We start from the raw sequence: 12,010 nt of genomic DNA, 5'->3' as shown, positions 1-12,010 counted from the left end.
CTGACCTGAATCTCAACCCATCTTAGAGTCGCTTTCGATCTCTCCAAAAAGAATGACCCCGGAAGTCGTCGCCGATTTCCGGGGCCACGCGTTGAGGAAGCCAGGCGGGGGTTCCGGCTCCTCAATGACCTCCGCCACCGCCGCCCTGCTGGGCCGGCTTGTTGATGAACAGCACGAAGAATCCGAGCGAAGCGAACAGCGCCGTCAGCATCAGGAACACGTCGATGAACGACAGCAGCGCCGCCTGCTGATGCACCATGCCCGAGAGCTTGGAAATCGCCGCGCTGGTGGCATCGAGGCCGGCGGTCTGCTCGAAGTTCAGCGTCATGTTCTGCAGCTTGGTCTGCGCGGCCTGGCTGCCCCACTGCACATGCTCGGCAAGCCTGGCGTAGTGGAAGGCGTTGCGGTCGATCAGCACCGTGTTGATGACGGCGAGGCCGACGGCGCCGCCGAGATTGCGGGTCAGGTTGAACAGGCCGGACGCATTCTTCAGCCGGTCGGGCGGCAACGTGCCGAGCGCGATGTTGTTGATCGGCACCATGCACAGCATCATCGAGCAGCCGCGCAGGATCTGCGGGATCAAGAGCTCGTAAAAATCCCAGTCGGCGGTGAGATGCGTCATCCACCAGGTGCCTGTGGCGAAGCCGAAAAAGCCGATCATCATCATCAGCCGCAGATCGATCTTGTTCGACAGGATGCCGGCAACGGGCGCGGTGACGAACATCGCCAGGCCGCTGACGAACAGCGCCTCGCCGATCATCATCGAATCGTAACCGCGGATACGGCCGAGGAACACCGGATAGAGATAGGTCAACCCGTAAAGGCCGATACCGACGACGAAGGAGAACAGCGAGCCGAAGGCGAAGTTGACGTTGCTGAAGGCCCTGAGGTCGACGATCGGCTCCTCGGCGGTGAAGGCGCGCCAGAAGAAGATGATACCGCCGATGGTCATGATGACGGCACAGGCAAAGACAGCCGGCTCCTGCAGCCAGTCGTGGTTAGGGCCTTCCTCCAGCACATATTCCATGCAGCCGAGGAAGGCGGCCATGCCGGCGAGGCCCCACCAGTCGAACTTTGAGAACAGCTTGAGGTTGGGCTTGTCGAAATCGATCAGCGCCCAGGCCGCCGTCGCCACCAGTATGCCCGGAACGACATTGATCAGGAACAGCCAGTGCCACGACATGGCGTGGCTGATATAGCCGCCCACCGTCGGGCCGATCGTCGGCGCCAGCGTTGCCACCAGGCCGATCATCGGCGAGACCACGGCACGGCGCGAGGGCGGGAAAATGGTGAAGGCGGCCGCGAAGACGCTGGGGATCATGCCGCCGCCGATGAAACCCTGGATGGCGCGGTAGACGATCATCTGGTCGATGTTGGTGGCGGTCGCGGCAAGCGCGCTGGCCGCGGTGAAGCCGGCCGCCGCGGCGGTGAACAGCACGCGCGTCGACAGCATGCGGCTGAGGAAGCCCGACAGCGGGATCATCACCACCTCGGCAATCAGATAGGCGGTCTGCACCCACGGGATCTCGTCCGAGCTGGCGCTCAAGCCGGCCTGGATTTCCGACAGTGAGGCCGAGACGATCTGGATGTCGAGGATCGCCATGAACATGCCGAACACCATCGCCAGGAAGGCGACGACGCGGCGGACCGGCATGTGGTCCGCGGGCAGGGCCGGCGCGGCGGCAGCGATCGGACGTCCCGGCGCTGATCCTGCGGTAATGGTTGCGGTTGCCATGTCATGGCCTCCCTAAGCAATTCCACGACAGGCGCGTGGCGGTTCCGTCCGGAATTGCGTCAAAACAGATGTCTGGAGCGGGCGTGCCGCTCTGAAGCAGGCTGGGCGGCTCGGCGCTCAACAGGCCACCGGGCCGCCCCCCAATCAGTTGGTCGTCGAAGCCGGCGCCGTGCGGCTGTCGACCGCGACGACGACGCTCAGGCCGGCGCGCAGCTTGCCGGTTTTCAACACATCGGCCGGCACGTCGATGCGCACGGGCACGCGCTGCACCACCTTGGTGAAGTTGCCGGTGGCGTTTTCCGGCGGCAGCAGCGAGAACACCGCGCCCGAAGCCGGCGCCAGCGAGGAGACCGTGCCTTCGAAGCTCTGGCCGTCGATCGCGTCGACGCTGATGCGGACCTTCTCGCCGGGCACCATCCGGCCAAGCTGCGTCTCCTTGAAGTTGCCGACGATGTAGAGCTTGTCCATCGGCACGACGACGGCGAGCTTCTGCCCGGGGTTGACGAGATCGCCCTGTTCGACCGAGCGGTTGCCGACGACGCCGTCATAAGGCGCTTTCAGCACGGTGAAGGACAGGTCGCGCTGGGCCTTGTCGCGGGTGAGTTGCAGCGAGGCGAGCGTACTCGCCTGCTCCGCGCGCTGGGCTTCCAGCACGCCGATATTGGCCTGCGCCGCGGCGATCTGGGCGTCGGCGCCGACGAGGGCCGCCTTGGCCTGGTCGAGCGCGGTCTGGGCGTCGTCGAGCTGTGCCTGCGTGCCGACATGGGTCTTGAGCAGCTGCGCCGCGCGCACCTGGGCGCGCGCCGCGTTGTCGGCGGCGGCCTGGTCGGCGACCTTCTGGGCCTGCGCCTGCTGCAGCGAAGCCTGCGCGGCCTTGGTCTGCGCGTCGATGCGGTCCAGCGTCTTTGCCAGGGTGGCGATCTGCGCCTCGGCCTGAGCGACGGCGATCGTGTAGTCGCCATTGTCGATGGCGAACAGCGGATCGCCGGCCTTGACCTGCTGGTTCTCGCTCACCAGCACCTTGTCGATGTAACCGGAAATTTTCGGCGACACGAACGACGTATCGGCCTGGACATAGGCATCGTCGGTGGAGATCATGAACCGGCCGTCGGTCCAGTAGTCATAGCCATACCACGAACCGGCGCCGAGCAGGGCCAGGCCGATGATCGGCAAAAGGAAAGAGCGCACCGAACGCTTCTTCTTGGCCGGCGCTTCGGCTGCGGGAGGCGCTACCGGGGTGACGGGTTGAACAGGCGCTTCCGGGGCTTCGGTCGACGGCTGGACCTTGGCGTTGGGAAACGTACGGACTTCGGCGGTGGCGGGTGCGTTCGAGGACATGGTAATCTCTCTGGAGTGTCAGTCAGACTGAACCGTTCGGTTCGAATTCGCCGTTGACATAGCGCGTAAAGAGGCCCATATCAAGTGCAAATCGAACCGCCTGGTTCGAAATATTTTGTGAGGTATGACTTTCATGGTCGACACGACAGCGGAAAGCGACCTGCTCGACTTACGCAAGGGCCGCCCGGCGGCCGGGCAGGACCCGGTCAAGCGGGCCCAGATCATCGAAGGCGCCCGCCGCGTCTTCATAGACAAGGGCTTCGAGGCCGCCTCGATGAACGACATCACCCGCGAGGCCGGTGTCTCGAAGGGCACGATCTACGTCTATTTCGAAAACAAGGAAGAGCTCTTCGAGGCTCTCATCGAGGAAGAGCGCGGCACCATCTTCAAGAACATGTACGAGGTGCTCGACCACTTCGACGATCTGCGCCGTACATTGCTGAAGTTCGGCATGGGGCTCTCGGCCAAGATCACTTCGGCCAAGGTCATCCAGGCCCAGCGCACCGTGGTTGGCGCGTCCGACCGGATACCCGAGCTTGGCGCGCGTTTTTACGAGCGCGGCCCGAAGCGAGGCCACGACAAGGTCATGGCCTTCCTCAGCGAAGCCGTCGAACGCGGCCTGCTGCAGATCGACGATGTCGACCTTGCCGCCTATCAGTTCACCGAGCTGTGCCTCGCCGGCCTGTTTCGCCAGTGCATCTTTTCCTACCGCACCAAGGCGCCGAGCCTGGCGGAGATCGAGCACATCGTGACGTCTGGCGTCGATGTGTTCCTCAAGGCCTACGCGACGGAAAAATTCGTCGCCGAGGAACGGGCTTTGACATCGGCGTGACCGTCCGGGCACGCGAAATCCGGAGTGTGCGGCGCAACCCTGAAGGCGGGCGAGCGCGCCTTGAAAAGTTGGCTGGCGCCGAGACCGACCTCCATGCGGTGAAGACCTGTCAGCCGACCTCTTTCGAACGTCGATTGGCATCGTCCAGAGGTGCTTTCGGAAGGACCTGTTAACCATCGCTTCCTATGTCTCGGGACACGTTCAAATCGGCGAGTCTCGAGAATGACATCCATGCGTTTTCCCCGTGCCAATCTTTCCGGCGATTCCGTCTACGGCAAAGACGACGATCGCTATCGCGCCGAGGAAGCCGGGCGCCGTGGCGCAGGCCCGCAGCCACAGGTGCAAGCGGGGCAGGTCGTGACGTTGCGGACCTCGGTTGAAGGCGAATCGGATGCCGCTCGCGGGGCGTCGTTCGATTCGGCCGATGGCGGGGAGTTCGACCGCCCAGCTTGGCAGGACTATTTCTTCCTTGCGCCGAATGTGCGCTTCACCCGCACGCCGGATATCGATCTCGCCAAGCGTGCCGCGCCGCAGGCGGAAGATGCCGCGCAGGGCAAGGCACCTGCCGCCGGGCCTGTCCGGCCCGCGCCTGCGGCTCCGGCGGCAGCCAAGCCGGCCCGGGCAATTCCCGCCGTCACCGCCGCTCGCGTCGTGGCGCCGGCACAAGCTAAACCGGTCGGCGCACCTTCGGTCGTCGCGGCTCCGGTTGCGCAGCCCAAGGCTGCCGCGGTTCCAGCGCCAAAGCCACGCCCGTCTGGATTGCGTTGGTCCTATCTTTCCGATCATGCCTTTTTCGAATTCGGCATGCCCTTCCTTGCCGAGCGCCTGGCGCGGGCGCGCCTGAATGAAGCGGGACAGACGCCCGCCGTTCCGGCGCAGCCGCCCGTCAAGCCGATGCCGGCGCATCCTCCGGCCGCCCAGCCAATCCAGCCCCGTGCCGCCTTCCTGGGCGAGGCAACGTCGTTTTATCGCGTCATCGAATGGCGCTCCAATGCAGCGGAAGGAAGCCCTGTCTCGACGCCAGTACCGGCTCCGGTGGCCGCTGCCCAACCAAGACCGGCTGAGCCAACGCCGATTCCCGCCACGGTAAGCGCGAGAACCGCGCGGCCGGCACCCTCCCTGCCTGTCGCCGGCGCGGTCGTGCCGCCATCCGCTTCCGCCGGCTACGAGCTTCCTTCCGAGGACCTTTTGCAGATGCCGCCGGAAGGCCAGGGCTTCTACATGTCGCAGGAGCGGATGGAGCAGAACGCCGACCTGCTTGAAAGCGTGCTGGAGGATTTCGGTGTCAAGGGCGAGATAATCCATGTCCGGCCGGGGCCGGTCGTCACGCTCTACGAGTTCGAGCCGGCGCCGGGCGTGAAGTCCAGCCGCGTCATCGGTCTCGCCGACGACATCGCCCGCTCGATGTCGGCCATCTCGGCGCGCGTCGCCGTGGTGCCGGGCCGCAATGTCATCGGCATCGAACTGCCCAACGAAACGCGCGAGACGGTCTATTTCCGCGAGCTGATCGGATCGGCCGGCTTCCGCAACACGTCCTGCAAGCTGGCGCTCGGCCTGGGCAAGACGATCGGCGGTGAACCCGTCATCGCTGAACTCGCCAAGATGCCTCATTTGCTGGTCGCGGGCACCACCGGCTCGGGCAAGTCGGTCGCCATCAACACCATGATCCTGTCGCTGCTCTACCGGATGAAGCCGGAGGAATGCCGCCTCATCATGGTCGATCCCAAAATGCTGGAACTGTCGGTCTATGACGGCATTCCACATCTGCTCACCCCCGTCGTCACCGATTCCAAGAAGGCCGTCACGGCCCTGAAATGGGCGGTGCGCGAGATGGAGGACCGCTACCGCAAGATGGCGCGCCTCGGGGTACGCAACATCGACGGCTACAACCAGCGCGCGGCAGGAGCCCGTGACAAGGGCGAGGTCGTGACCATGCAGGTGCAGGCAGGCTTCGAGAAGGGCACTGGCGAGCCGCTGTTCGAGGAGCGCGCGATCGACCTCGCGCCCATGCCCTACATCGTCATCATCGTCGATGAGATGGCCGACCTGATGATGGTGGCCGGCAAGGAGATCGAAGGCGCCATCCAGCGGCTGGCGCAGATGGCGCGCGCCGCCGGCATCCATCTGATCATGGCCACGCAGCGCCCGTCGGTGGACGTCATCACCGGCACGATCAAGGCCAATTTCCCGACCCGCATCTCCTTCCAGGTGACGTCCAAGATCGACAGCCGCACCATCCTGGGCGAGCAGGGGGCCGAGCAGCTGCTCGGCCAGGGCGACATGCTGCATATGGCCGGGGGCGGGCGCATTTCGCGCGTGCATGGTCCTTTCGTTTCCGACGTGGAGGTCGAGCACGTCGTGGCGCATCTGAAAGCGCAAGGGCGGCCCGAATATCTCGACACCGTCACCGCCGACGAGGAAGAGGCTGAGGAAGCGGCGGACGCCGGCCCGGTATTCGACAAGGGCTCGATCGCCGAGGAGGATGGCGACGCCCTCTACGAGGAAGCCGTCAAGGTGGTCAAGCGCGACAAGAAATGCTCGACCTCCTATATCCAGCGCCGCCTCGGCGTCGGCTACAACCGCGCCGCCTCTCTGGTCGAACGCATGGAAAAGGAAGGCCTGGTCGGCGCGCCCAACCATGTCGGCAAGCGCGAGATCCTCAGCGGCCGGCGCGATCGTGAGCCCGAACGCGATGAGATGGACTGATGCGCTTTGGGCAGGGCAATCGCATATGGCGGCGCCAGCCCCCTCATCCGGCCGCTTCGCGGCCACCTTCTCCCCGTTGGGGAGAAGAGGCTGGCGCGGGCGCTGGCAATCTCCTCTCCCCGTCGGGGAGAGGTCAGCCGAGCGAAGCGGAGGCTGGGTGAGGGCGAGCGCCATCCGCGTCGGCCCTGCTCCAAGGCGATAACTGCCTCAGCCGCCGTTCGCCACCAGGGCGATCGCCGCGCGCAGTTCGTCCAGCCCGGCGGCGTTTTCCGATGATGTCGCCAGGACGACGGGGAATGCCGCCGGGCGCTTCTTGATCCTGGCCAGCGTCTCCTCGATCAGCCTCGGCACGCCGGCCGCCTTGATCTTGTCGGTCTTGGTCAGCACCATCTGGTAGGACACCGCCGCCTTGTCGAGCAGCGTCAGCACTTCCTCGTCCTTGGCCTTGATGCCGTGGCGGGCGTCGATCAGCACATAGACGCGCTTCAGCGTGACGCGGCCCTGCAGATACTCGTAGATGAGCTTCGTCCACTCATCGACCTTGTCCTTCGGCGCGCTGGCATAGCCGTAGCCCGGCATGTCGACCAGCGCCATCGGGGGCAGGTCGGCGCCTTCGCCGGAGAACCCGTCCGGCACGAAATAATTGAGCTCCTGCGTGCGGCCTGGCGTGTTGGATGTACGCGCCAGGCCTTTGTGCCCGACCAGCGCGTTGATCAGCGACGACTTGCCGACATTGGAGCGGCCGGCGAAGGCGATCTCCGGCGGGCCTTCCGGCGGCAGGAATTTCATCGACGGCACGCCGCGGATGAAGATCCACGCGCGCGTGAACAGCTCCGGGCCTATTGCAGTTTCGTTCGTGGTCTTGTCGGGCGCGTTCAAATCGCGGCCTCCAGTTTTGAAATGTCGGCGCCGCGAATGGCGTTGAGGTTACGGCCGATCTTGTCGACCGGCCAGTCCCACCAGGCCGCCTTCAACAGCCGCCGCACCGTGAATTCGTCGAAACGCATCTTCACCACCTTGGCCGGATTGCCGGCGAAGATCGCATAAGGCGGCACGTCGTGCGTGACAACCGATTTCGCCGCCACGATGGCGCCGTGGCCGATCCTGACGCCCGGCATGATCGCCGCGTCCATGCCGATCCATACGTCATTGCCGATGGTGGTGTCGCCGCGGATCTCCTTCGACCAGGTCTGCGGGTCGAAGCCTTCTTCCCAGCCATGGCCGAAGATGTTGAACGGATAGGTCGAGAAGCCCGACATGGCGTGGTTGGCGCCGTTCATGATGAAGCGTGCGCCCTCCGCGATGGCGCAGAACTTGCCGATGATCAGCCTGTCGCCGATGAACGGATAGTGGTGCAGCACGCATTTCGCGGCGAATTTGTCGGGGCCGTCGGGGTCGTCGTAATAGGTGAAGTCGCCGATCTCGATGTTGGGCGCGCTCACCAGCCCCTTCAGGAAGCCGACGCGCGGATGCATCGCAATGGGATGCTTGATGTCGGGGTTGGGTCCGGTCATCGCGGTCCTTTGCAGGCGTGGTGGGGCGCGGCCGGCGAAGGCCCGCGCGCGATCAAACTAACGTGATCCTTCCATAGCACCAACCGTTCAGTGGCTGCCGCGGCAGATCACGATCGGATTGGAAAGGGCGCTGTCGAACCCGCTGCCCTGATAAACCTGAACGTTCGACGCTCCGGGCGGCAGCGAGAAGCTGCTCTCGACGATTTTCTGGTCGCCGGTCATCATGTGCAGGGCCCAGCTGAAAGTGCAGAATTGCGGCGGCGCCTTGGGTTGCACGTGGCTGCAGTTCAGCTGCGCGCCACCCAGCATCGCCGCCCCGCCGCAGCTCACCGTTTCTTTCGCAGCGGCCGGAAAAGCGTATCCCGTCAGCAGCGCCAGGATGGTGATCTTGAGCCCGTGCATCGTCTTGTCCTTGCCGCAGAACAGGCCGTTCGGCCGGGTTGTGGCCCATGCGATATTTTTACCAAGCGCCTTAGTCGGTCTTGCGCTGCGCGTCCAGCAGGATTATGTGCATGATGATAATAAGCATGCTCATGAAAACTGGTCTGCCGGTTCCGACGTTCTCCCATGCCCTCCTCACCCAATATCAGCTTCGTGCTGCATGACGTCGCGCGCCTGCTCAGGAAGCGGTTCGAGCAGCGGTCGCGCAGCTTTGGGCTGACCCGTGCGCAATGGCAGGTGCTGGCTTATCTTTCGCTGCATGAGGGCATCCACCAGAACAGGCTGGCCGACCTCATCGAGATCATGCCGATCACGCTCGGAAGGCTGCTCGACAAGACGGAAGCGCGGGGCTTCATCGAGCGCCGGCCCGATCCCGCCGACCGTCGGGCGTGGCTGCTCTATCTGACCCCGCAGGAGCATCCGCTCATCGAAGTGATGCGCAGCAATGGCCTCAAGACGCGTGAGGAGGCCTTTACGGGCTTGTCCGCGGACGCGCAGCAGCAACTGCTGCAAACCCTTTGCCTGATTAAATCCAATCTGCTCGAGGCCTGTACCCAGCCGGCCGTCGACCGGGAGAAAGTCCATGTCTGAAGGAACCTCACCCAGAAAGCCCGCCGACGAGGAAAATGCCGGCGAAAGAGTACGCGACCAGGTCATCCGCCTGGACAGCCAGCGCGAGCAAAGGCGTGGCAATCCGCCTGTCGTCGAAGACGATGAGCTGGAAGCGCCGGTCGCACCCGAGCCCGCCACGATGGAGGCGCCTTCGGCCCAGCCGAAGCCGGCCGCGGTCACGGTAACGCCTCCGGCTCCCGCCAAGCCGCGCCGCAGCCTGACGCGGCCGGTCCTGTTTGCGCTGCTCCCGGTCGCGCTGGTGGCGGGCGGCTATTACTATGTCGTCGGCGGCCAGGTCATGACCACCGACAATGCCTATATCCAGGCGCAGTCACTCGGCGTTTCCACCGACGTCTCCGGCACCGTGCAGGAGATCGACGTGCATGACAACCAGGCGGTGAAGAAGGGCGACGTGCTCTACCGGCTGCGGCCTGCGTCCTTCGAGACCGCGCTTGAGGGCGCCAAGGCGCAGCTCGGCACGGTGCGCAACCAGGTGCTGACCCTGCAGGCGAGCTACCGGCAATCGCTGGCATCGATCGACCAGGCCGAGGCCGACATCCCGTATTACGAGTCCGCCTTCCAGCGTCAGCAGGACCTGCTCAAGACCTCGACCGCGTCCAAGGCGACCTTCGACAGCGCCCAGCACGACCTCGTCGCCGCCCGCCAGAAGGTGACCGTCGCCAAGGCGCAGGCGCAGGCGATGCTTGCCCAGCTCGGCGGCGACGCCAGCCAGCCGGTCGAGAAGAACCCCTTCTACCTGCAGGCCCAGTCGGCTGTCGACGATGCCCAGCGCAACCTCAACGATGCCGTCGTCAAGGCGCCGTTCGACGGCATCGTCACCAATGTCGACGCCTTGCAGGTCGGCAGGTACCTGCCGGCCTCGCAGCCGGCCTTCAGCCTGGTGTCGTCGACCGATATCTGGATCGCCGCCGAGCCCAAGGAAACCGAGCTCACCTATGTGCGCCCCGGCCAGAAGGCGACGATCAGCGTCGACGGCTATCCGGGCGAGGTCTGGCACGGCACCGTCGGCTCGATCAGCCCGGCCTCGTCGTCGAGCTTCTCGCTGCTGCCGGCGCAGAACACCAGCGGCAACTGGGTCAAGGTCGTGCAGCGCATCCCGATGCGGGTGACGATCGATGATCCCGACGGCAAGGCGCCGCTGCGCGGCGGCATGAGCGCGGTCGTCGACATCGACACCGGCCATGCGCGCGGCCTGCCCGACTTTGTCACCGACCTCCTCAAGCGCTTCGGGCAAAAGTCATGACCACAGCTTCCGCGACAGGCGCGCCGGTGGTCGCCAATCGCGGCGCCATCACCGCTTGCGTGATCCTGGCGGTCATCATGCAGGCGCTGGACACCACCATCGCCAATGTGGCGCTGCCTTATATCCAGGGCAGCGTCTCGGCGAGCGCCGACCAGATCAACTGGGTGCTCACCTCCTATATCGTCGCCGCCGCGGTGATGACGCCGCCGTCCGGCTATCTCGCCAATCGCTTCGGCCGCAAGCGGATCCTTTTGGTGGCGATCACCGGCTTCGTGGTGGCCTCGGTGCTGTGCGGCTTCGCGCAGTCGCTGCCGCAGATCGTCGGCTTCCGCTTGCTGCAGGGCCTGTTCGGCGCTGCCCTTGTGCCGCTGTCGCAGAGCATCCTGCTCGATATCTACAGCGTCGAGGAGCGTGGCTCGGCCATGGCGCTGTTCGGCGTCTCGGTCATGGTCGGCCCGGTGCTCGGCCCGGTCATCGGCGGCTGGCTGACCGAAAACGTGTCCTGGCGCTGGGTCTTCTACATCAACGTGCCGATCGGCATGCTGGCCTTCGCCGGTGTCTCGATGTTCGTTCAGGAAACCAAGCTCGACCTGAAGGCCAGGCTCGACTGGCTGGGCTTCGGCATGCTCAGCCTCGCGATCGCGTCGCTGCAGATGTTCCTCGACCGCGGGGAGCAGCTCAACTGGTTCTCCTCGGCGGAAATCATCGTCGAGGCGCTGGTCTGCGCGTCGGCCTTCTACATCTTCATCGTCCACACTTTCACCGCGCGCGACACCTTCGTGAATCCGCGGCTGTTCCTCGACCGGAACTTCGCCGTCGGCATGGTGTTCATCTTCATCATCGGCATCACCTATCTCGCCTCGCTGGCGCTGATGACGCCCTATCTGCAGACGCTGATGGGCTATCCGGTGGTGACGGCCGGCATCGTCATGGGGCCGCGCGGCCTCGGCACCATGGCCTGCATGTTCATCGTCGGCCGTCTCGTCGGCAAAGTCGACACGCGCTGGCTGCTGTTCATCGGCCTCGCGATCACCGCCTGGGCGATGTACGACATGACCGGCTGGACGCCGGACGTCTCGCAATGGACGATCATCAGCACCGGCTTCATCCAGGGCGCGGGCTTAGGCTTCCTGTTCGTGCCGCTCACCACCATCACCTTCGCCACGCTGGCCCCGGAGAGGCGCTCGGAAGGCACGGGTCTCTACAATCTGTCGCGCAACATCGGCTCCAGCGTCGGCATCTCGGTCGTTACCGCGCTCCTGACCCAGAACCAGCAGATCAATCACGCCAACATCGCCACCTATGTGACGCCCTACAATCCGGCGTTCGCCGATCCGGCGATCTCGCAGTCGCTGAGCCCTTACACCGCCGCCGGCCGCGCCGCGCTCGACGGTCTGGTCACGCTGCAGGCGACGATCATCTCCTATGTGGACGACTTCAAGCTGATGATGATCCTGTCCCTGGCCGCCATCCCGCTGGTGCTTTTGCTGCGCAAGCCCGGCACGCCGGCCAAGATCGATCACAGCGCCGCCATGGAGTGAGAACCGCTAGAGCATGATGCCGAAAAG

10 protein-coding genes are annotated in these 12,010 nt (G+C 64.9%); 5 read left to right on the top strand and 5 right to left on the bottom strand.

The window, feature by feature from the left end; all coding sequences use genetic code 11:
* Positions 1-121: 121 nt before the first annotated feature.
* Both ACWGS9_RS06190 and ACWGS9_RS06185 read right to left on the bottom strand, forming a co-directional pair.
* Entirely contained in the window at positions 122-1,735 is a 1,614-nt protein-coding gene (locus tag ACWGS9_RS06190) for a DHA2 family efflux MFS transporter permease subunit (RefSeq protein WP_454504393.1), read from the bottom strand.
* Positions 1,736-1,879: 144 nt separating this feature from the next.
* The gene (locus tag ACWGS9_RS06185) at positions 1,880-3,073 is read right to left on the bottom strand and encodes an HlyD family secretion protein (protein ID WP_454504392.1); all 1,194 of its coding nucleotides are present in this window, start codon (positions 3,071-3,073) and stop codon (positions 1,880-1,882) included.
* A gap of 133 nt (positions 3,074-3,206) precedes the next feature.
* On the opposite strand from ACWGS9_RS06185, the gene ACWGS9_RS06180 reads away from it, so the two are divergent.
* Together ACWGS9_RS06180 and ACWGS9_RS06175 are read left to right on the top strand one after the other, a co-directional pair.
* Positions 3,207-3,905, top strand: coding sequence for a TetR/AcrR family transcriptional regulator (locus ACWGS9_RS06180; protein WP_454504391.1), 699 nt, complete (start codon positions 3,207-3,209; stop codon positions 3,903-3,905).
* A gap of 231 nt (positions 3,906-4,136) precedes the next feature.
* Entirely contained in the window at positions 4,137-6,611 is a 2,475-nt protein-coding gene (locus ACWGS9_RS06175; RefSeq protein ID WP_454504390.1) for a DNA translocase FtsK, read from the top strand.
* Between the two features lie 207 nt (positions 6,612-6,818).
* Here the strand turns inward: ACWGS9_RS06175 and yihA are convergent, their stop codons facing one another.
* The 3 genes from yihA to ACWGS9_RS06160 all read right to left on the bottom strand — a co-directional run bounded on the left by yihA (position 6,819) and on the right by ACWGS9_RS06160 (position 8,527).
* A complete protein-coding gene (gene yihA, locus ACWGS9_RS06170) occupies positions 6,819-7,490 on the bottom strand; it encodes a ribosome biogenesis GTP-binding protein YihA/YsxC (RefSeq protein WP_454504389.1) in 672 nt (223 codons plus the stop codon).
* Entirely contained in the window at positions 7,487-8,125 is a 639-nt protein-coding gene (locus ACWGS9_RS06165; RefSeq protein WP_454504388.1) for a CatB-related O-acetyltransferase, read from the bottom strand. Before ACWGS9_RS06165 ends, yihA begins: the two co-directional genes overlap by 4 nt.
* 87 nt (positions 8,126-8,212) lie before the next feature.
* Positions 8,213-8,527, bottom strand: coding sequence for a hypothetical protein (locus ACWGS9_RS06160; RefSeq protein ID WP_454504387.1), 315 nt, complete (start codon positions 8,525-8,527; stop codon positions 8,213-8,215).
* A gap of 165 nt (positions 8,528-8,692) precedes the next feature.
* On the opposite strand from ACWGS9_RS06160, the gene ACWGS9_RS06155 reads away from it, so the two are divergent.
* The 3 genes from ACWGS9_RS06155 to ACWGS9_RS06145 are packed head-to-tail and all read left to right on the top strand — an operon-like array spanning position 8,693 to position 11,983.
* Positions 8,693-9,157, top strand: coding sequence for a MarR family winged helix-turn-helix transcriptional regulator (locus ACWGS9_RS06155; protein ID WP_454504386.1), 465 nt, complete (start codon positions 8,693-8,695; stop codon positions 9,155-9,157).
* On the top strand, positions 9,150-10,442 hold the full coding sequence (locus ACWGS9_RS06150) for an HlyD family secretion protein (protein WP_454504385.1): 1,293 nt from the start codon (positions 9,150-9,152) through the stop codon (positions 10,440-10,442). The genes ACWGS9_RS06155 and ACWGS9_RS06150 overlap by 8 nt, the downstream gene beginning before the upstream one ends.
* Positions 10,439-11,983 carry a DHA2 family efflux MFS transporter permease subunit gene (locus ACWGS9_RS06145; RefSeq protein WP_454504384.1) on the top strand — a complete coding sequence of 515 codons (1,545 nt, stop codon included), beginning with the start codon at positions 10,439-10,441 and terminating at the stop codon, positions 11,981-11,983. The genes ACWGS9_RS06150 and ACWGS9_RS06145 overlap by 4 nt, the downstream gene beginning before the upstream one ends.
* Positions 11,984-12,010 lie beyond the last annotated feature (27 nt).

The organism is Mesorhizobium sp. Arg314 (assembly GCF_053714275.1).
This window is presented reverse-complemented; position numbering and strand designations above follow the sequence as displayed.